Annotated in this window: 15 protein-coding genes and 1 tRNA gene; 7 read left to right on the plus strand and 9 right to left on the minus strand. The window is 40.0% G+C overall.

Annotated elements, in window-relative coordinates; translation table 11 throughout:
* Positions 1-11: 11 nt before the first annotated feature.
* From VJ786_RS09935 to purL, 6 genes are all read right to left on the minus strand, one after another.
* Positions 12-1,112 (minus strand): discoidin domain-containing protein, encoded by a 1,101-nt coding sequence (locus VJ786_RS09935; protein ID WP_134776908.1) that lies wholly within the window; start codon positions 1,110-1,112, stop codon positions 12-14.
* An 11-nt stretch (positions 1,113-1,123) separates the two neighbouring features.
* Positions 1,124-2,569, minus strand: a complete 1,446-nt coding sequence (locus VJ786_RS09940) for a RagB/SusD family nutrient uptake outer membrane protein (RefSeq protein ID WP_245153305.1) — start codon at positions 2,567-2,569, stop codon at positions 1,124-1,126.
* A gap of 66 nt (positions 2,570-2,635) precedes the next feature.
* Positions 2,636-5,530 (minus strand): SusC/RagA family TonB-linked outer membrane protein, encoded by a 2,895-nt coding sequence (locus VJ786_RS09945; RefSeq protein ID WP_167554254.1) that lies wholly within the window; start codon positions 5,528-5,530, stop codon positions 2,636-2,638.
* Between the two features lie 549 nt (positions 5,531-6,079).
* Positions 6,080-6,970, minus strand: coding sequence for a 23S rRNA (adenine(1618)-N(6))-methyltransferase RlmF (gene rlmF, locus VJ786_RS09950; protein ID WP_134776906.1), 891 nt, complete (start codon positions 6,968-6,970; stop codon positions 6,080-6,082).
* A 57-nt stretch (positions 6,971-7,027) separates the two neighbouring features.
* Positions 7,028-7,186, minus strand: coding sequence for a hypothetical protein (locus VJ786_RS09955; protein ID WP_167554253.1), 159 nt, complete (start codon positions 7,184-7,186; stop codon positions 7,028-7,030).
* Positions 7,187-7,194: 8 nt separating this feature from the next.
* A complete protein-coding gene (purL, locus tag VJ786_RS09960) occupies positions 7,195-10,875 on the minus strand; it encodes a phosphoribosylformylglycinamidine synthase (RefSeq protein WP_134776905.1) in 3,681 nt (1,226 codons plus the stop codon).
* A gap of 141 nt (positions 10,876-11,016) precedes the next feature.
* Between purL and VJ786_RS09965 the strand changes: the two genes are divergently transcribed.
* From VJ786_RS09965 to VJ786_RS09980, 4 genes are all read left to right on the plus strand, one after another.
* Positions 11,017-11,913 carry a CdaR family protein gene (locus VJ786_RS09965; protein ID WP_245153304.1) on the plus strand — a complete coding sequence of 299 codons (897 nt, stop codon included), beginning with the start codon at positions 11,017-11,019 and terminating at the stop codon, positions 11,911-11,913.
* A gap of 30 nt (positions 11,914-11,943) precedes the next feature.
* The gene (gene coaE / locus VJ786_RS09970) at positions 11,944-12,531 is read left to right on the plus strand and encodes a dephospho-CoA kinase (RefSeq protein ID WP_134776904.1); all 588 of its coding nucleotides are present in this window, start codon (positions 11,944-11,946) and stop codon (positions 12,529-12,531) included.
* Positions 12,528-13,496 (plus strand): MBL fold metallo-hydrolase RNA specificity domain-containing protein, encoded by a 969-nt coding sequence (locus VJ786_RS09975; RefSeq protein WP_134776903.1) that lies wholly within the window; start codon positions 12,528-12,530, stop codon positions 13,494-13,496. Before coaE ends, VJ786_RS09975 begins: the two co-directional genes overlap by 4 nt.
* Before the next feature lie 347 nt (positions 13,497-13,843).
* Entirely contained in the window at positions 13,844-15,457 is a 1,614-nt protein-coding gene (locus tag VJ786_RS09980) for a tetratricopeptide repeat protein (RefSeq protein ID WP_134776902.1), read from the plus strand.
* A gap of 217 nt (positions 15,458-15,674) precedes the next feature.
* On the opposite strand, the gene VJ786_RS09985 is transcribed toward VJ786_RS09980, so the two are convergent.
* Positions 15,675-16,502 (minus strand): tyrosine-protein phosphatase, encoded by an 828-nt coding sequence (locus VJ786_RS09985; protein ID WP_134776901.1) that lies wholly within the window; start codon positions 16,500-16,502, stop codon positions 15,675-15,677.
* Between the two features lie 43 nt (positions 16,503-16,545).
* The gene (locus VJ786_RS09990) at positions 16,546-19,437 is read right to left on the minus strand and encodes a TonB-dependent receptor (RefSeq protein WP_134776900.1); all 2,892 of its coding nucleotides are present in this window, start codon (positions 19,435-19,437) and stop codon (positions 16,546-16,548) included.
* Between the two features lie 856 nt (positions 19,438-20,293).
* Between VJ786_RS09990 and VJ786_RS09995 the strand changes: the two genes are divergently transcribed.
* Positions 20,294-20,755 carry a helix-turn-helix domain-containing protein gene (locus VJ786_RS09995; protein WP_336557660.1) on the plus strand — a complete coding sequence of 154 codons (462 nt, stop codon included), beginning with the start codon at positions 20,294-20,296 and terminating at the stop codon, positions 20,753-20,755.
* A 372-nt stretch (positions 20,756-21,127) separates the two neighbouring features.
* Here VJ786_RS09995 and VJ786_RS10000 read toward each other — a convergent pair.
* Positions 21,128-21,200, minus strand: a tRNA-Phe gene (locus tag VJ786_RS10000).
* 265 nt (positions 21,201-21,465) lie between these two features.
* On the opposite strand from VJ786_RS10000, the gene VJ786_RS10005 reads away from it, so the two are divergent.
* Positions 21,466-21,849, plus strand: a complete 384-nt coding sequence (locus tag VJ786_RS10005; protein WP_134776898.1) for a hypothetical protein — start codon at positions 21,466-21,468, stop codon at positions 21,847-21,849.
* 2 nt (positions 21,850-21,851) lie between these two features.
* Positions 21,852-22,352: an HAD domain-containing protein gene (locus VJ786_RS10010; RefSeq protein WP_134776897.1), complete on the plus strand. Its 501-nt coding sequence runs from the start codon at positions 21,852-21,854 to the stop codon at positions 22,350-22,352.
* The last annotated feature ends 150 nt before the right edge of the window (positions 22,353-22,502 follow it).

A 22,502-nucleotide genomic window follows, 5' to 3' on the forward strand; every position in this document is an offset into this window, starting at 1 on the left:
ATTCAGTTAGGTTAATCATGTTTGTTTACACTCCAATCGGCTAATTGCATGTCCACTCCAGACCGAACGCGGATCAAGCGTAGTCGGTAGAATTTATAGGCAACGGTATTATTGATAAAGAATACCCGTTGTTGGAATCGGGATGTAAATTCCTCCGAATTTCTGGAGTCCAGGGTAGTCCAATCTGTTCCGTTATGAGAAGCTTGTAATTGCCAATCTGCAGGATCCCGTGTTGGAAAGTCGTTGGCAGATGTTAGGGTATAGGCATTGGCTACCGATGGTGAATTCAGTTCTACCTGCATCCACTCTGGATTGTTCATGGCGCTTATTAAATATTTGGTCTCTGGGTTTCCATCGAATACATATTTAGAGGCTTCTACCGCATTAGGTCCACCGGAGTTTTCTCTTGATACGCTGAATTTACCACCCACGGTAACAAATAGGTTTGGTGGAGGCGGAATATAGGTCAATTTGTTCACGAAATCGTTGAAACCAAACACATGGTCAGGAGCCAAAACATGGACAATACCATTGTCCGCTTGGATGTTGATGGATTCCGTGGTGGCTGTGACCCAATTCCGGGTAAACTGGCTCCTTTTGGTATCACTATACTGAATGATTACCGGACCACCCTTCAAATATCCTGATGAATTGCCGCTGATCACCTTGGCATTCATCGGATAGCCATTTTTATAATCGAACAGATTGATACCATCTTTTAAGAGCATGGAATCTGTAGGGTAATAGCCTCTGATCAGGTATTGTGACATCATGGTATCCAGATGTAGGATATCCACATTATTGATGTATTCCAAGGGTTTATCAGCCTTTTTACGGGTATTGTTCAGGTTCTCCAACGCTATCTTGAAACTTTGGTTAGTAGGCGCGAACAAGGTAATGTTGTTGGATTCCTTCAATAGTTTTTCCATCTCTGTACGGCCCACCACTTTCACCAAGGAATCGAAAACACCGTGTTTACTTAATAGGTAATCATAGATGGTACCATTGAATTTTATTTTTTGTACCTCTTCATTATAATAGCCAGCATCTTTCGTACAGGCTGTTATAAGGATGATGAAAAGGAAATAAAGGTATTTTGAATGTTTCTTCATGATGCTTCTTATTATTTCCAGTACTCATTTTGGGTTAACTTGCTGTTCTGTGCCAGTACATCTTTCGCAATTGGCCAATAAATGGCGTTTGCTCGAATCATCTGGTTGATCGGCGAATTGTCATTCTTTAGGCGGCTATATCGAATCAAGTCATACCATCGATGACCTTCTCCCATCAACTCTCTGTTCCGTTCATGGAAGATCGCATCCACCAATTCACCATTTTTCTCAAAGGCATACTTGGCGAGACCTCTTCTTTCCCGCAGCGTGTTCAGCAGATCGATGGCGCCATTGGTTTCGCCCAATACCGCTAATGATTCCGCACGTAATAAGTAAATATCTTCAAGACGCGTAAAGACCGTAGCACTCGAGAACAAACGGAAAGTTGGGTTGGTTACACCACCAAGGATACACTTGATTTTGCTGAAGATGGGATAGCGACCATTGAAGTTCCTGAAATAGTTTTCAGACGTAGGATTCCCCAAAGTATCTGCACTGAATCGTTGGTCATTGGCCTCATTGAAATACTGAAGGATTTTATCCTTCGGAAGGAACATATCTGGAATGGTCTTATCCACCACCGGTGTTGCCAAGGTCAATTCTTCGATATGTCCGGTGAAGGAACCTTCCACATGGTTGTACACATGACCGAAGCCCAGTAATTGGTTACTGTTTTTATCGTAGAAAAAGCCATTTGCAGCCGAGAGGGTTTCTGAAGGGATCAATCCCATGCCTGCTTTGCCATAATTATCGACAACAAATTTGGAATAGGTTGCTGCATCAGGATAATTGCTCTGCCAAGCGGCCACATGCGCCAATAGGGCATAAGCCGTTAATTTTCTGGCCAATGCACCGTCCCAGCGAGACGGTGCTTCATTGTAATAATTTCCGATCTGCTGTGGGTCATTAACAGAATAACGATAAGGAAGATCTGCAGCGGCAGCTTCCAACTCCTGCTGAACCCAGGCCAAAACCTTGAATTGGTCTTCACGAGGAGCATCGGTAAACTTTCCTTCCTGAGAGGACGTGATCAATGGCACATCGCCCCAGATCCGAACCATATAAAAATAGGCAAAGGCCCTTAGAAAGCGAGCTTGCGCTACATCCACCACCATATTGTTATCGGTATAGCGTTTATCATTCGCCAAAACCTCCGGAACACGTTCAATAAAGATATTAGCCGCATTGATAACCGCATAGAATCTCCGCCAGCTTTTAAGGTCTTCCATTACTCCGTAAGAAGGGGATAGGTTATGGCTACTGATGGCTTTCAGATCTTGACGAATCGGAATGCTGAAATCGCCGGAGCGAACTTCACCATAAAGCCAATGGGCATTATGATCATTCAGGGCGGCTTTTGTCAATCCATAAACCCCCATCAACGCTGCTCTGGAATCCTCTAATTTTAACCACATGTTCTCTTCAGAAACCAAGCGACTGGAGTCTATATCTAACATCTTTTTGCAGGATGTTAGGGTTAAAGATGATATCAGAATAATAAATAATAATCTTTTCATAACGGGTTATAAATTAAGTTTGAAGCCTAGAGCAAAGGTTTTCGGCAAAGGAAGCGAATAACCTAAGTCATAACCTAAATAATTAACTAACTCCGGATCCCGACCTGAATAAGGCGATAAAGTCAAAAGGTTGTTGGCAGACAGATAGACATACAGATCCATTTTCTTGCTGTACTTGCTGCTCAAAACATCCTTCATGTTGTAACCAAGGGAAACAGTCCGCAACTTGACGAAGGATCCATTTTCCAAGAATAGGGATTGATTGACCTGATAAGGACTCACCGAACTCCATGGATTATAGAGCGGATATTTGCTGTAATCGCCTCTTTTCTCCCAATAAGTGATCTCTTTGATCGCATCGATCTCCCGAGCATTTTCATTTTCAATGAAATTGAAGCGGTTGGACATTTCTTGGTTCATGATACTTCTACCCAGGTTGAAATAAAAATTAAGGTTTAGGTCGAAATTGTTATATCGTAGGCTATTGTTCCAGCTACCAGATACTTTAGGGATAATGTTTCCTTTCACGATCCGGTCTTCATCATCGATGTTGAAATCACCATTCTGGTCTTTCCAGATAGGATCTCCAGCTTTTAGATCGATAGCACGATAGGTCAGTAACTGACCCGACTGCTGTGGAACATCATTATCGGTCAGATAGATCCCTTGGTTCTCCAATAACCAGAAAGCATCCACTCGTTCACCTACTTTTAATAAGCGGTTGTCCACGGCTACCTCATCCAGTCCATTTGGCAGAGCCAAGATCTTGTTGGTATTAAAACCTAGGATAATCCCAGAATTCCAAGAAAGTTGGCTTTTGTTGATGATATCTCCACTGATCCCCAGGTCCACGCCCATATTTCGCACATCCAATCCACTTTCGTATTGGTATTTATATCCGAAATCTCTTTTGCCGGGAAGCATCACCAATTGATCTTTGGTATCCCGAACATAGGCATCCAGACTGAACTGAAGTTTGTTTTGCTGTAAACCAAGATCCATCCCAATATTGACTTCATCCATATAGCTCCAAGGGATATCGTATCCTACCCAGCCCACTTCATAGGGTCTTACCAAGGCAGCGAAGGCATTGTAACTAGGGACGATCATGTTTCCGGTATAGCCGATCTGTGCAGTATAGCTTGGTCCTTGGGAATAATTATCGTACATGTTGTAGATTCCTAAACGCCCTACCGAAGCACGAAAATTCAATTGGCTGATCTGTTCGTTGTCGGCCATTAGGCTGTTCTTCGCATTCCAACCCAAGGATAAGGTAGGCGAGAAGAACCATCGTGCGGTAGGTTGGGCATTCGAAGATCCGTCATAACGAAGCATCAAGGATGCGGTATAGGTATTATCGTAGGTATAGGAACCTTTACCATACACCGAAATCATATTGTGACGGGTCCTGTCCAAGAATTTATAGATCAATTGTTTTGGAAACACACTGGAATTCTGGTCTCCTCCTAATAAATTGATCTTTATGTAATCATTTACACCTTTAAAGGCATAAGCATAATTGTATTTAAAGACATCCCATGTAAAGGAATTGCCAGCTTCAAAATAGAAGTAGTTCGCGTCGTTTTGGAAATCATAGACCAAGGTATTATCGATAAGGATACGTTGGTTATAGCCGTAATAATTGGAAGCAAAGTTATTGGACTCCAAAATGGTACTCGGGTAGAAAAGATCGCGGTATCCCTCGTTGTAGTCGATTCCGAATTTGGTCTTGAACCGTAACCTGTCCACATTGAACTGCAATCCGAAAAATCCGCCCAACAAGTTGTTGAAATTATTATCGAAGCTTTTGTCGAATTCGTCTAGGTATTTATCATATACCTCTTTATTGGGTGATATGGGAGCACCAAGATCTGGGAAGTACCCCATCATGGCGTAACGGTTGCGGAGATTTTTATTCCTATCCCTATTGAGTCGGTTCACATTGACCAAGGTTTCGAAAACCAACCAATTGAAAGGGCGAAGGTTAAGATAGAACCGTGCATTCAGTTTATCGAATTCAGTATCCTCAGCTGTACCGCCATTTTGGATGGTGCCCAGGTTGAATTGGAAATTGGAGCGGTTTCCACCTCCGGCAACGGTAGCATTCGCACCATAATTATAACCATTGTGGTAATAACTATCTGACCAATTGGAGGGCCCGAAATAATTGTTGTTCAACGAATCACTTAAATAAATGGGGTAAACATCATCCTCATTATATCGGCCATTGGTAGTAAAAAGATCATAAAATTGCTTACGGAAAGCATTTTCATAGGAACCATTGATCGTGGTTACAGCAGGTCTTGCAGAAAATCCCCCATAACTGTTTACGGAGATTCTTTTTTTATCTGGTCCTAGGCTTTTTTTGGAGGTGATTTCAATAACACCATTGACACCTATAGGGCCGTATTTCGCCAAGGTGGCCAAATCCTTGTGTACCACAATGCTTTCGATGTTATCGATGTCGAAGGTGGTCAATAGGTTGTTTTCAGGACCAATTCTTTCCACATCATAATTTTGGATATCAAAGGAAAAGGGATGTTCTCCAATTTGGGGAACTCCATCCAATACGATGAGGGGTTGGGTACTATAGATATCCCGATTGGTAAAGATGGGTTTGTTGAGGCCGCGGACAAACATCTGCTGGCTGGTTCCGGGTTCCCCATTGGATTCCGAAACATAGACACCTGGTAGTTCCCCTTTGATTAATTGCGGAAGGCTATGGGCGGTGATCAAGGAAATATTCTTGATGGAGCCCACCTTGTTGTTGGCTTGATCAAAGCGGTAAACGGCTCTCAACTCGGGTACCGTGTCGGTTTGGCTAGTGTCTTGTTTATCAACGAAAAACTCATTCAACTCATCGGCATCCGCCATTTGGGCAGATAAGAGAGTCAAAATCATTAACGATTTAAACTTCCATTTTACACTCATAATGTAGAGCTTTTTATTGGTTATTAAATAAGGTTTAATTGAAGAGCTATTAGCTAAAATTTGGTTTCCGGCTAAGTTTTCAGTTTTGGCTTGTGTCGTTGTGTAATCATATGTTGGTTTGTCTAAAGGTTAATATTTGAGGTTCAAATAGGGCAATAAGGTGCTAGTCGTCTTGTAAAAAACGATTTAGCAAGTAGTTTGGTAAAGGTTTGTTAGCTTATACCTAGGTTTTGGCCAACAAATTTTCAGTAGACTTATTAAGGTCTATAGAAATTGACGATAATTTTTGGAAAAAATAGGTTCATGATGGTGACTGTTTTTGTTTTAAATTATATAATGGTTATAACGAATTTAAAAATTAAAATCGTTTTAGCAAATTTTTTGTAAAAAAAATGTGAAGATTCGTAGTGCTTAAGTATCAGCGTTTAAACAGGTATTAGGGTCAATGTAACAAAAAAGGTTTATGAATTCCTTCATAAACCTTTTTTTGACGCTCCGCTCTTTATTTTGTTCAATTTCTTATTTCGATCCGCTCAATTTCCAGGATAAGATCCTACTGATCTTATTGCCCTGTTGCATGGTCGTCACTTTGATATCCTGAATTTTATGGTATTCGAGGATAGCTCGAAGAGGTTTGATGTTTTCCTTATTAGAAACCAAGGTTGTGCAAATGCCGATTTGATCTTTCAGTTCGATGCTTTCATAGATCAACTGGCTGATGAATTTTTTTTCACCTCCCGCTACCCATAATTCATTATCTAAACCTTTGAAATTGGTAGATAGGTCTTCGGATGTTTGATGCAGTTTACTGTTCTTTTTGGTAACCGTCTTTTCATAGTCCTCTCTTGATTTATAGAAAGGAGGGTTGCACATGATGGCATCAAAATATTCTCCAGCATGGATGATCCCTTTTAGGATCAAATCTGGATTCTTTTGTTCTCTTAGTTCTATGGTTTGGCGGAATTCCGGATTTTTTGCCAGGATGTTCTTGGCCTGTTGGATCGATGGTTTGTGAACTTCTGATCCTACAAAATGCCAACCATATTCCTTCGCGCCTAATAAAGGATAGATTACTGATGAACCTGTACCAACATCCAATACACGAACCGGTTTTCCAGGACGAGCTTTGAATAGGTCTGCTAAGTAATGGATGTAATTCAAACGTCCAGGGATGGATGGGCAAAGGCTGTTTTCCAGGATTTCCCAACCACGAAGGTCGTAGGAGGATTCCAAAAGGGCCTTGTTCAATAGGAACACGGATTTTGGATCTCTGAAATCAAGACTAGTACGGTCGTCTGGGGTTTTGATAAGCTGTTTCTTGAGTTCAGGGACACGTTTTATCAAAGGGATGAAATCGTACTCTTGATTGAATTTATTGCGTGGATGTAGATTCTTAATTTTTTTTTCCATTGTTTAATATGACAAATTATGTAGTCATTGGGTATTCGGGTGATTGCCAGGCCATCGTCATTGCGAGGAGGTACGACGAAGCAATCTTTCGATTAGCGTAAAGATTGCTTCGTTCCTCGCAATGACGATGGTCCTCGCAATGACGATGGTCCTCGCAATGACGATGGTCCTCGCAATGACGATGGTCCTCGCAATGACGGCCAGTCGTGTTTCCACGCCTATCCTTACCCCTTCTTATTCTGCTCCTCGATCCATTTTCTTGCGTTCACAAAAGCTTCCAACCAAGGGGTTACCTCATCTTGTCTGCCTTCTGGATAATTCGCCCAGTTCCATTGGAAAGTAGAACGTTCAATATGTGGCATAGTCACCAAATGTCTTCCTGTACTATCACACATCATCGCTGTATTATAATCAGAACCATTCGGATTATGCGGATACTCCTCATAACCATATTTTGCTACGATCTGGTACTTATCTTCCCCATAAGGCAGGTTAAACTTTCCTTCTCCGTGAGAAATCCATACCCCAAGGGTAGAACCCGCCAATGTTGACAACATCACCGAATTATTCTCCTGTACCTTCACCGAAACAAAGTTCGACTCATGTTTCTGCGAATCATTATGCAACATCTTACCATGCACCTCATGGTTCGGATTAATCAATTCCAATTCCATGAACAACTGACATCCATTACATATCCCCACAGATAAGGTATCCGGACGGGAGAAGAATTTCTCTAATGCCGATTTTGCCTTTTCATTGTAAAGGAAAGCACCGGCCCATCCTTTTGCCGATCCCAATACATCCGAGTTGGAGAAACCACCAACTGCACCGATGAACTGAATATCCTCCAAGGTTTCGCGACCAGCAATCAGATCCGTCATATGCACGTCCTTCACATCAAATCCGGCCAAGTACATCGCATTTGCCATCTCTCTCTCCGAATTCGATCCTTTTTCACGGATAATAGCCGCTTTTGGACGCGCCTTCCCAGCATCAATAACGGGCTTCTTACCATTAAAATGACTTGGGAAAGTATATTGTAAAGGTTGATTTTTATAATTATCAAAACGAGCTTGTGCCGTTCCATTTTTCGATTGCTTCTGATCCAATAAGAACGAAGTCTTGAACCAGGTATCCCTAGTCTCCGCCACATCAAATTGGAAAGCATCAGTATGATTCTGAATCGAAATCGAAGAACCTTCCTTAGCTGTTCCTATTTTAACAAAAGAAACGCCAGCCGTTTTTAACAATGACTCAAAAGAAGCATCCTCTTTCGCCTGTAAAACAACCGCATTATTTTCATTGAACAAAGCTTTAACCGTATCCGACTCCTTCAATCCTGAAAGGTCATAGTCCGCTGCCAGGTTCACATCTGCAAAACACATTTCCAATAAGGTCGTGATCAAACCACCAGAACCCACATCATGACCCGCAGCAACCTGATCGGCATTGATCAGATCCTGAATAGCATTGAACGCTTTCTTGAAGAAAGCCGCATCCTTGATTGTAGGAACCTCTGCACCGATCTTATTCAAGATCTGCGCAAAAGATGATCCTCCCAATTTGAACGCATCCTGGGAAAGATTGATATAATAGATCGAACCCGCATTCTTTTTCAATACCGGCTCTACCACTTTATTGATATTGGTACAGTTTCCTGCCGCAGAAATAATCACCGTTCCTGGAGCAATAACGTTTTCCCCATTAGGGTATTTCTGTTTCATCGATAAGGAATCCTTACCCGTAGGGATATTGATGCCCAATTCGATCGCAAAATCAGAACAACCTTTTACTGCTTCATATAAACGTGCATCTTCCCCATCATTGTTACATGCCCACATCCAGTTTGCCGATAAGGAAATGCCTGCCAATTTGTTGTGGATAGGCGCGAAGACGATATTGGATAAAGCTTCTGCGATGGCATTACGCGATCCAGCAACCGGATCCACTAAAGCCGTCAAAGGCGAATGTCCCACTGTAGTAGCTATACCCTCTGTTGATTTATAATCCAAGGCCATTACACCCACATTGTTCAATGGCAATTGCAATGGACCAGTACACTGCTGTTTAGCAACGCGGCCACCCACACAACGGTCTACTTTATTCGTTAACCAATCTTTGGATGCTACAGCCTCCAGTTGCAATATTTGATTCAGGTAATTTGGAACATCCTTCGCGTCATAGGAAAGATCAGCATATGGACGATCGATTTTCTTATCCGACATGATGGTCTTTGGCGAAGATCCAAAGAAATCCTCCAATGCATAATCCATTGGTTTTTCCCCCGTTTTTTCCGATTGGAAAGTAAAACGGTGATCGTTCGTCACGTCCCCAACGGTATACATCGGAGCACGCTCTCTTTCCGAAACGGTCTGAAGAACTTGGATATCCTCATCGGCAATCACCAAGCCCATACGTTCCTGGGATTCATTACCAATGATTTCCTTCGCAGAAAGGGTAGGGTCACCGACAGGAAGTTTATCCATATCGATCAATCCACCGGTACTTTCCACCAATTCGGATAGACAGTTCAAGTGTCCACCGGCACCGTGATCATGGATGGAAACAATAGGGTTATGATCAGATTCCACAAATGCACGGATGGCATTTGCAGCACGTTTCTGCATTTCAGGGTTCGAACGTTGGATCGCGTTCAATTCGATACCAGATCCAAAGGCACCAGTATCTGCGGAAGAAACCGCAGCTCCACCCATCCCGATACGGTAGTTCTCCCCACCAAGGATGACGATCTTATCGCCTGCTTGCGGTTCGTGTTTTTTGGCCTGATCCAATTTACCATAACCAATACCTCCAGCCTGCATGATCACTTTATCATAGCCTAATTTACGGCCATCCTCTTCATGTTCGAATGTCAATACTGATCCGGTGATCAATGGCTGTCCGAATTTGTTTCCAAAATCCGATGCACCATTTGATGCCTTGATCAAGATGTCCATTGGTGTTTGGTACAACCATTTTCTTTCTTCCATGCCGTTCTCCCAAGGGCGGTCTGCCAACAAACGGGAATAAGCAGTCATGTAAATTGCTGTTCCAGCCAATGGCAAAGCTCCCTGACCACCTGCTAAACGGTCGCGGATCTCACCACCCGAACCTGTCGCTGCGCCTGAGAAAGGCTCCACCGTAGTTGGGAAGTTATGGGTTTCTGCTTTTACAGAGATTACGGAATCAAATTCCTTCTCTTCGTAGAAGTCAGGTTTGTCTGCCGTTTTCGGTGCAAACTGGGTAACGCGAGGACCTTTTACAAAAGCCACGTTATCTTTATAGGCAGAAACAATCGCATTCGGGTTTGTTTCTGATGTTTTCTTGATCAATTTGAACAGCGAAGTTGGTTGCTCCACACCATCGATAACAAACGTACCATTGAAGATTTTATGTCTACAATGTTCTGAGTTCGCTTGGGAAAAGGCAAATACTTCGGAATCCGTTAATTTACGGCCGATTTTATCCGACAGCTTATCCAGGTATTCCACTTCCTCCGGACTTAAAGCAAGTCCTTCGGATTTATTGTATGCGTCGATATCGTCGATTTCCATGATCGGCTCAGGGCTGATGTTAATGCTGAACATATCCTGCGTCAATGCCGAGAATTTCTGCGAAATCATCGGGTCAAAATCGCTGAAATCTGCAGCCACCGGCTGATATTCTTCGATCCTGATGATACCTTCAATACCCATGTTCTGGGTGATTTCAACGGCATTCGTACTCCATGGGGTAACCATGGCTGCTCTTGGCCCAACAAAGGAATCGTTCAGCGATTGCTCGTCGAGTTTTTTAGCATTTCCAAAAAGCCAGTTTAATTTGGAGATATCTTCGGTTGATAAAACTTTTGGGGTTTGAACAGCATAAAATGTGTTCGATTGGTTCACAAAGAAATGAATCATTATTAAAGTGAATTTTGAATGTCCTTCAATTAAAGTACAAAGTTACGGAATATTTTATCATTCGTAACTACAAAATATTACATTTGTAACATGGCTATGAGGCGAATAAATAAGGTACAGAGGCGAAAGCTATCCATATTTTTGAGATGTGTAATCATATCTTTTTTAGCATGGACCTTGTTTGCGATTTCCAGCGATTACAATTTCAGTAAAAAGGCCAGTATTACCTATGTGAACCTGCCAGAAAACAAGGCTTTCCACCCTTTGCAGTCGGATACCGTATCGGTAAAGATCAAGATGTCGGGTTGGAAGATGCTGATGGAAAGATTATATCCGGATACTGCCAAAATCCAGGTCGACCTGAGCGGATTAAAATCCCGTAATTTCATTGTTTTTGGAAGCCAGATCGGTTTTATCAACAGGCAATTCCCAGGCGATAAACAGGTGGTGGCTGTTTCTCCTGATACCTTGTATTTTGATTTTTCGAAACAGACCCAACGCAAGGTTCCTGTAAAGGCCATCCATAGCTTGACCTTCAAAAAACAATATGGCATTATTGCTGCTACGCGCACCATCCCCGAATATGTCACCATTACCGGTCCATTGGAGGATGTGGCGAGCATTGAATATTTGGAGACGGATACGATCAAAGGCAAGGAGCTGAATACGGATGTTCGCACGGTGGCCTATCTGGATAGACAGAACAAGACCAACATCACGATCTACCCGACTTTTGCCGAGGTGATCATCCCGGTAGGGGAAGTGACAGAAAAGGTGATCGAATTGCCCATCAAGATAGAGAATAACAAGGGGTATACTTCCGTTAGGGTATTACCGAGCAAGGTGAAAGCAACGGTTTTATTATCTGTAAAGGATTATAACAAGTGGACCTCAAGGGATTTTGAGGCGGTGGTGGACCTGGATTCCTGGAAGGACCATCAAGTCAGCAGCCTGCCTGTCATCATCACCAAGGTACCTGAGTTCTGTCAGGTATTGAGTATCGAGCCACAGAACGTGGATTTCTTCGTCAGGAAATAACAAAGCTAATTTCAAAAAAAACAAGCTATTATGGGATTGAAAATAGGTATTACAGGCGGAATCGGTGTAGGGAAAAGTATGGCTGCCCGGATCTTCAAGGTGTTGGGTATTCCGACCTATGATGCCGATCGGGAAGCCAAGGATATCATGTTCAAGAGTGAAGCGGTACGCCAGGCTTTGCTGAAAACCTTTGGCAAGGAAGTTTACCTGGAAGATGGGCAGTTGAATAGGGCTTGGTTATCGAAACAAGTATTTTCCAATGCAGAAGAATTGGCGAAGTTGAATGCCATCGTGCATCCAGCGGTTATTCAGGATGCAGAGGATTGGGCATCCGCACAAACATCGCTTTATAGCGTAAAGGAAGCCGCCTTATTATTTGAAAGTGGCTCTTATAAGAAATTGGATTTTACGATCTTGGTGACATCGCCAGAGTCGGTTCGCATCGAGCGGGTCATGAAACGTGATCAGGTAACAGAAGAGGAGGTGAGGAGAAGGATGAGCAAACAGATGCCAGAATCCGAAAAGGAAAAGTTGGCAGATTTCATCATCCATAATGACGATGATCACAGTTTGATCGTCCAGGTTATGGAACTTCATAAACGGTTTTTCCATTCATGAATATTATTGAAGATTTTTTAGTGCGTAAGGAACAAGGTTTTTATTGTTCTTATGGCGATTTTTATATTGACCCCTTATATCCGGTAAAGCATGCTGTGGTTTCCCACGCGCATGGCGACCATGCAAGCCCTGGACATAAGCACATTTATTGTACCCAGGCAACGGCCGAATTCATCAAACTCCGACATTCGAAACAGCCTGACCAATCTTTTCAACTTATTCCATTTGATACCTATTTTGAGATCAATGGGGTAGGGATCTACCTATATCCGGCTGGTCATATCTTGGGAAGTGCGCAGATATTAATGGTCTACAAAGGGGTTCGATACCTGTATACCGGCGATTATAAACTGCAGGCTGATCCTACCTGCGAACCAATTCAGTTCAAAGAGGCTGATGTGCTGATCACAGAGACCACCTTTGCCAATCCTGCGGTCAAACATCCAGATCCGGTGCAGGAGATCATGAAACTGGCAGTTCCCCATAACATCCTACTGGGCTGTTATTCCCTGGGAAAAGCGCAGCGCATTACCGCATTATTGAACGAGCATTGTCCGGAGAAGGAAGTTCTCGTGCACCATTCCATGTTGGGCATGCATAAGATTTATGATCGGTACCTGAAGGCTCCGATGCGCTATGAATTATACAACCGGAAGTCGATGAAAGATGGTTCGCAGAATAAGATCTATCTGGTTCCGCCATTGACCTTCAACAGTTATAGGCGAGCAAGGAATGTGCTGAAAGCTTTTGCTTCGGGTTGGGAGCGGTTGCAGGCGCAAAACGATATTAGCCTTTACCTTTCCGATCATGTGGATTGGAACGATATTTTGTACTTTATCGAGCAGGTAAAACCTAAGGCTATCTGGACGATTCATGGCGATGGAAGGGTGCTACAGCAGCATTTCCATGGGAAATTTGAAATTCGGGATATCCTCTCACAAACATTTTCTCCCGACTATTGTTAATATTTCGATATTAAACAAAAAGGAGAAAAGAATGAATAAGTTTTTTAGAGCACTGATTGCCGGATGGGGCGCCAAAAAAATGGGACTGGGATGTTTCGGTACCATTATCGTATTTATCATTATCTATTATTTGTTGGGTTATTTGTAGGCCTATAATAGGAACATAAGAAAAAATTTAGCGGCTAGGCCTATCGAGGTCCTAGCCGTTTTTTTATTGTTAATTTTTTCAATAAATAACTCGTATTCTCAAAAATAAAATTAATTTTAGTTATGGATTGATTAAAAAAAAGCATCCATTTACCAGATCATTAAAATACCTTTAAAACATTTAACATTTAAGCTAGATTATGTATTCTAAGAAAATCCTTTTTGCACTGTTGGGCATTTGTCTACATTTGTTTGCGTTGGGGCAACAAATCGTTAACAAAAAATCCTTAGGAGCTTTCGATACGCAAACCCATTCCAAATTGGAAGAAATAAATGCATTAGTTTTTAAACCAGAAGGGTATGAAACCGTTCCATGGCCGAAACTTCCAGATTCCATCAACTTTAGTTTGTTTGCAAGCGATCCAAAAGCGAAAAAATTGGAGGAGAATAAATTGGCCATCAATCCGCTATTGGCCTTTCGTAACCCTATTTCTTTTAAAAAAGGGGATATTTATATCGGTTATGACCAAAATTGGTTTCGTCTTTCCAATTATTACAAATATAACAATGATAAAAAATCGGTTGAAGAATCTAGGCGCTGGACAAATTCAATAAACGCAGATCCAAAAAGCATTGGCCCTTCGTATGCTGGACTGCAATATTTGGAATATGTGAACCGTGATGCCTTAAAACTGATAAACGCAGATACAGCCTTAATTTTCACTTCCAATACTAAATTTAAATTTAAGGATACGGTGGATAATTATGAAATGATTACGGTGTACTTGTTGAAGTTTGATTTAGGAGTTGGGAAGGTTTATTACTATTATCCGATTGGAGAAAGGATGAAAGCTCTTCAAGAAATTAATCAGACCTGGGGGGTGGTCCGTTTTAAACCCGATAGTGAGTTCACCCATCCTGACCATAGCGGACATATACCTAAACCTAAAGAACCGGATTTATATTATGGAAAATTTGCCTTTTTGAATAATCCAGATCAGGTTAAAAGAGAGGAAGAGAATTATCGTAAGAAAAATCTGAATGGCCAAGCGGCGAAATTGGTGTTAGAAGGGGTCAATTTTGCACGCGTTAAAGATTGGGGAAATGCAAAGACAAAATATGAAGAGGCTTTAAAAATCGATCCTAACCATGCTTTAGCTTATTTGCAACTTACCTGGTTAGCTTTAGAACAGAACATGGAGAAAGATGCCCGGAATTATTGGGCCTCCTTGAGCAAATTGCAGCCAACAAGTCCCGAGACTTGGTTTGTAAAAGGAATGATAGAGAAAAGGTTTAATCAATTGGATAATGCCTTTATAACTTTTGATAAAGTGTTGGCAGACTTCGATTCCTTATACTATAAGGCCCATCTTGAAAAGGCTTCCATTTATGTTATGCGAAATGATCAGGTTGCTGCTGAGAAGGAATTTGAAGCTGCATTATTAATTTTCAAAAAGGAGTCAGAAAAGGCCAAAAGGGGGGAGAAGTATCGCATGATGCAGTTATATGATTTTTATTTGGCTAAAATGCAGTATGCCCGTTTTTTAGGATCAAAACAGGAATTTGAAAAAGGGAAAAATCAGTTGGAAGATTTTTTAAGGGAATACGAAGCTAATCAAAATTCAATTTCACTCGGTATACCAAAAACCATTTATGGAAGAATATATCCGGAAAATCTTGCTGATGTTCACTTTTGGCTAGGGATTTTTTATGTTAACTTAAAGGATGAGAATAAATGTGTGGAACATTTTAAGAAGGCAAAAGAATTAGGGAAAGTATTACCGGCAGAAGTAGAAAATTTATTGAAAATCTAACATGGGGATTTAATAATTGAGTTAGCTTGTCCACTTTTAAAAATCCTTAGAAATGTAAAAATCCTGAGCAAATGCCCTTTTCATTTAATGCGATCTTGATGATACATTTAAGAGAATTCAATTGGTAACAAAAATCGGTTTGGAATGCTTCCATAAACGGCTAGGCCTATCGAGGTCCTAGCCGTTTTTACTTGGAATATGGAAGTCAAATTTGTTCCTATTTGGTATATTTTGCTCTTAAGTGTGCAATTTCTTTCGGTCCAATCGACATTTCCTCTTGAAGGAAATTTTCCACCGTTCCATATTTTTTCTTAATGGCATTGAAAAAAGAAGCTAGCGTTTGAGGAGTAAGGGCAAGTTTTTCATCGATTTCCTTTTCTGTCATCCCTAATGCTTTTGCAATTTTTTGTTTATCAAATCCGCCATTAGGTCTGCGGGCAAGATAGATGTTAGAAGCTAAATAATCTGCTTCAATAGTTTCGTATGGAACGCCTAAAACATGTAAAATTAAAGCGGTTTGCATTCCAGTACGATCTCTTCCTCCTGTACAATGGTACATCATAGCGCCATCTGCTTCCAAAGCCAGAAGTTTAACAAATACAGGTCGATATTTTTTGCCATAATAATCGATCCCTTCCGCGTAAAAATTTAGTAGGTAATCTTTCTTTTTGAACATATCCGCCATATCGTTAGCAGTAGGCAATTTATCACTTCCCGCTGGACTAAGGGTGTAGTCGGTGCCATTTGCCAATCGGTCTGGAGCCGTCTTAGCTTCCGCTTCTCCACGTAAATCAATCACCGTGTGTAAACCTTGTTTATCCATCCAGCTTACGTCTTTTTCGGTCAATTTATTAATAGCATCACTTCGGAAAATTTTTCCCCATACGACTTCCTTGCCATCCATGGTTTTGTATCCCCCAATATCCCTGAAGTTCATAGCACCTTCTACCGGTGCCAACCTTTTGGTACTGTCTGCTAATTGTGCAAACGTTAAACTTGGTAATAATGCAGCCGTTGCACAAATAAATGTTTTAATGGTATTCATAACTTTTCTTTTATGTTTTGATTGTAATTCTTTTTGTTCTGTATTATTTTAAAATATCCCAACGGATTCCAGCCTGACCTCGGCTACCATAGACCTCTTGAGATACCGTACGTCTACTATCGCCCAAGTAGACGGTTGTTGCGGAGTTATTGATGTTATTCAATTCCACAAATGCTTTAAGATTGCGGGTAAGGGTAACTGTACCTGAAAAATCCAAGCTAAATGTACCCGCAGACCATTTGTAGAAATCCGGTCCTAAAGTCTGATCAATACCTTCTAAGGATTTTGCCCTATAATTTCCTGCTAGACGAATCATCAACGCATTATTCTCATAGAATAAAATCGCATTCATCAAGTGTTTTGATTGATTAGGAAGCGGACTTTTGTCAATGATCCCAGCATTTCCGAGGCGCGGTACTTTTGTTTTGGAATCGATATAGGAATAGTTCACTTCCATTCCTAAATTGCTCATAAATCCAGGTAGAAAATCAAAGCGTTTATTGATCCCAGCTTCAAGACCTAAGGTTGAGGCATTATTCAGGTTTTTTGCTTGTGAAATTCTGAATAATTGTCCCTCAATTTCCTGTTGGCTGATATCTGTGAATATCACGTCCTGGATATCCTTATAGAAAATCCCAGCAGTAAGGATTCCAATATTATCGAAATAATATTCACCCATAAGGTCGAAATTATTGCTGAATGTAGGTTTTAGATCGGGGTTTCCTTGAGAAATGGTGATTATAGCGCTTGTCCTGTCAATGGATGATCCTGGTGACATATCGCCAAAGTTTGGACGTATGAAAGTTCTGGTGTATGCAGTCCTCAAATTGGCATTTTCTGATAATTTATATTTGAAATGAAGCATAGGAAGCAAAGAATTGTAGTCATTTTTGGTCTGTGCCGGGATCAATTCTGATGTTTTATCTTTTGGAACGGCGCGTTGGCCATTCAATTCCATGTGTGTGTATTCGTTTCTAACACCCACCAGCATTTTCAAACGGTCGGATAAGTCATAATCTAACATAATATATCCTGCAGAAACATTTTCATATCCTGAATATTCGGAAGCAGCCGATGCAGCGTCTGTATAATCCTTAAAACCATGTTGATCCAAGAAATTAGGATCAAAAAGGTCTAGAATTTGATTTTTTGTTAATGGGTCTAATTTGAAGGCTTCATAATTTCCATTTAAATGATCAAAGTATTCCACTCCGGCAGGGAAATCCTGCCTATTTAATTCTGCTAAACTCAATGCCGGAGCTGAATTAGGTATGCCCAGTGATGCGGATGCTAGATAAACATGGTTGGCACCAAATTTATTTTCCCGGAATTTATGGCGGAATTTTCCTCCTATTTGAAATTTCACCTTGGAAGAGGCCGTCCATTTCAAATTCAATTGTCCGACCTGATCTCGTTCGTTGTTATCCAATTTGGCAATGACCAATTGGTTTAATTTTAATTTATTGGGGTCCATGTTTTCCAATGGATCTTTTACGCCCGATTGAAAATCATTTGGCGATCCACCAACAGCATTTGGAGAATCGAATTCCCAATAACGAAGGCCATCGTTGGAAAGATTATCAAATCCACTTTGGATTTTCTGTTGGAATGTAGCAATTGGTAAACCCTTTCTTTCATTGGCAGGCGGGGTATTGAGGTAATACTTGGATTTGTAATCGCTCAGCGTCCAATCTAAAACTACATTGTTGGCTAATTGGCTTTCTCCGCCAAGTTCTATGCCATTGATGGTGGTATTGTAGTGGGAGTAGCGATTGTTATACTGATATCTTGATTTGTTATAATCGACATAGGCTTCATAAACAGGTCGGATATCTTCAAACTTGTTCAGCATTCCCCGAACAAAAACCTTGTTTCCAGCATTAATTTTATATTCTGCACCAAGGTTCACACCTTTGGTTTGTCTTTCTCCCAAATACCGCTTAAGCATCACCGAACCAATGGAATTTTTTTGCTGCTCATTCGAAAGTCCAGTATTATAGGAAACATCAAAGGAATCAGAACCCCATTTCCGCGTCCAAATGGCAGAAGAAAGAATGACTCCAAGTTTGTTGTTGAAAAATCGGTCTCCATAGACAAGAGAACCATTATAGGTTCCATTTTGGCTAAAGGTATTATATCCTCCTGCAGCACTCACATTTAATGTTCTTTTAGCAGGTGCGGTTCGCGTAATAAAATTTATAGAACCACCAATTGCATCACCTTCCATCTCCGGAGTGATCGCTTTCGCTACTTGCACATATTGAATAATTTCGGAAGGGATAGCATCGAGTACAGTGGAGCGATTGCCAAGAACATCAGCACTTGGAAGGCGGCTACCGTTGAACAAAACGGAAGTCCAAGAAAAAGGAGTTCCTCGCACTGCTGCTCTATCCGCTTCACCGTGATACCTGGCCACAGCAACACCTTGCATACGCTGAACGGCTTCAGCAGCATTTCTATCGGGTAATTTTCCGATCGCATCGGCTGCTAAGACATCCATAATGGCGTTTGATTGCTTTTTAATGGCTAATGCTTTGGCTTGGGAGGGTGCCATGGTTCCGGATAGTAGGATTTCTTGAATGTGGGCATTAGCTCCTTCGCTTAATTCAATAGGGGACAAACTGTTAATTCCCTTTTTAACGTGGAGTTCAATCTCCATTGGCTGATATCCGATGTATGTTATTTCTAATTTAGCCATTCCAGTATCTGGTGCTACTATAGTGAATTCGCCCTGTAGATTGGTGGTAACACTGTTTTTAAAAGTCAAGCCTTTTACAGTAGCTCCTGGCAAATTGCCTGTGGCGCCAATTACATTGGATTTAATAACTTGGGCACTTAATTCTTTGTTCCCCGAGACAAGAAGAATAATAAAGAACCCGATTGCTAAGCAAATACGATGAGGTTTCATTTTTTTATTGGATTTGATTTTTTGCATTCATTTGGAACAAAGTTTTAAGGATTCCAAAGATTTTTCGCCCCCAACAAATAATAGCGATTGTCCCAAGTCCGTATCATTTTAAGCGGACGTTTACCTGTTGATTTACAATTGCTTATGGGTTGTTATTAAATTGTTATTAAACTATTAATACTTAGGTAATATTGCTTTTATAGCTTAGGTTATTGAATTTAATCACATGACTATTGTTATTTCAATCGGAATCTTTCAGGCAATTCTTTGTATGTTTTTTTTGCTGCAATTGAAATCGCGGGATAAAAGTGATTTTCTTTTGTTGGCAATCATTACTTGTGTAACCATTCATCTATCCATAAAATTCACCATATTCAATTTTGTGGAAGAGCAGAGTGTGCGCGATATGATGAATACTTTTATCGGTTATTGTTACGGTCCATTTGTTTATTTTTTTACGCTTCAAAAGGCAAATTTTTCCTTGAAGATCGCACAGAAATTTTACCTCTTATTACCGTTTTTTATGGCCAGCATAGTTTATTTTTCTGCGATAACGGCTTTGAGCATTGATTTAGAGAAGGGAAAATATATATTGGACTGGTACAATAAGATTAGTTATTGGACACTCATTCCCTTTACGATTATACTTTGCACTAAAGCTATCGTATTAACATTAAAAAATAAATTTAGTCCAGCGGAAAAAAGGTTAACACTCAGCATGTCCATTGGTTTTTTGACTATAAATGTCCTAGCATTGAGTTATACCCTTTTTTTTGAGATTAGTTCCTATAGTCTAGATCCCATTCTCTTAAGAACGATCGTATATGCTATATTAGTGATTATATGTGTTTTGATCATTAAATATCGGTTTGTTGATACAAAAGTGTCGCAGAATACAAATGGATTAGGCTTTCCAACAGCGCCTCAAGGGGAAAAAGGATCATCTGAAATAGCCCTTGAACAACCTAAAAAGCGAAGGGAATTAATCTCTGAAACGGAAATGATGGAAATTTGGGATAAACTTGAATCTTCCATGAAGAATGAGGAATATTTTAAGGATACAGAGCTAACGTTAGATAAATTGGCAAGTTTGGTAGGGATCAATAAATATCGAATTAGTGAAACGTTGAATCATTATGTTAATAAGCCCTTTTATACCTATATCAATGAGTATCGGGTGAATTCTTTTAAAGATCGTATTGAAAGGGCGGTGGAAAGGGATCTGGAAGTTAATATGTTGACCACAGCCTATGCTTCGGGTTTTAACTCTAAATCTACCTTCAATAAATATTTTAAAGAAATTACGGGATTGACTCCTTCGAACTTTTATAAGCAGATACAATAAGAGCTGTTTTTATTATAGTTACCTTCGGTGCAAAAGCATACTGAAAGGATGCTGAAAGTATGCAAAATGTATGCTTTATATACTTTTCCGATACTTTAATCCTGCTTTAAGCATGTTTTAAGTACGATTCTGACCCTAATTCAAACATATTTTGAAGATATAGGTTAGGAGCCAGGTTGAGAAAATGGATAATTTAGGTTAAGGTTTTTTGCTTAGTTTATAAGTCTCGAACCATGATGGATTGCAAAGGTGAATAGAGATTGCTTCGTTCCTCGCAATGACGGAGTATGTGTCTCAACCGCCATAGGTCTACCTACTAAATACTCCCTACTAAATACTAAAAAAGCTCGTCGGAAGACGAGCTTTTTTCAGTGGTGCCAGCTGGATTCGAACCAGCGACACAAGGATTTTCAGTCCTTTGCTCTACCAACTGAGCTATGGCACCTTTTATTCTTGTGTTAATCGAATTTGATTGACAACGCTACAAAGGTAGTAATCTTGAGCTATTATGCAAATATTCGTATAAAACTATTTATTAATCATCAGAAAATGAGTAGGATAAAATCATCTTTTAAACGATTTAAACCGCGATTTTGAAAGTTAACCTAAAATTGATGCATTGTTTTTATTTCAGAAGTATCGCTTATGTGGTAAGCATCGTATAATGGAGGAGTTATTTATTAAATTATTATAACCTTTAGGTAGTTATTTTGGAAGCAAAAAATGAGCTAACAAAGCAAGAATTTCAAAATTTTATGGAATCCTATAAATTTGGATTTAAGACAATTCAAAAGAAAATTTGCTTCCATATTATTAAAAGAATCTATAGCAGATGCAAGCGAAATTATTACTTTAAAGATATTAAAGCTTGTTATAACAAGATGATTATTGTTGAAGGTAACCATCGTTATATAGCTTATTTATTAGCAGGAATAGAATTTAGCATAATCGAATCTTCTAGTAATAATTCGGATAATCCTTTAGAATATAGTAACTTAGCTATTGATTTTGACAACGATTGGGATGTTCATTTATATAAGAATAGAAGATTTATTTTTGATGGAGAATGGTTAGAAGAATTTAAAAGAAAGTAATTATGATTGTTTTTTTGGATATTGATGGCGTAATGGTTCATGCTAATCCCCATAGAAAGGTGGAGCTAGAGGATGATGGGTTTTATAAGTTTAATGAATTAGCAGTGGATATTCTAAAATCAATTTTATATACCAGCAAGGATGAAATTATTTTGTCTACATCACATCGATTTAAATATAACATTGCGCAGTGGAAACAAATATTTCATAGGAGAGGACTAAAATTTAAAAATGTAAGTATCCTTGGTAATAACAGCTCAATTGTAAATAAGGATAATAACATCCGATTACCAATAAATAGAAGAACAGAAATTTTTAATTATATACAATTCCATAATTATAGATCAGAAGATATTATCATTATTGATGATGATAAATCCTTGAATGATTTGCCAAATAAATTCAAAGAAAGATTGGTCTTAACCAATCCCTATACAGGCTTAAATAATATTAATCCTTTAAAAGAAGTATTAAATCGTAAAACCAAAAGTATAAAAATATAGCCTCCACAATTGGGAGGGTATGTCGATATGTATAATTACGTAATTCAATCTTAGATGCCTAAAATCTCTTTCAGTTTTTGTCTACTTGTTTTCCGCGCAAGTTCCTGACAATGTTCTTGTTCTTCCTTCAGGATTAAGAAGAACCAATAT

This window comes from Sphingobacterium tenebrionis, from assembly GCF_037126265.1.
Classification (GTDB): Bacteria; Bacteroidota; Bacteroidia; order Sphingobacteriales; family Sphingobacteriaceae; genus Sphingobacterium; species Sphingobacterium tenebrionis.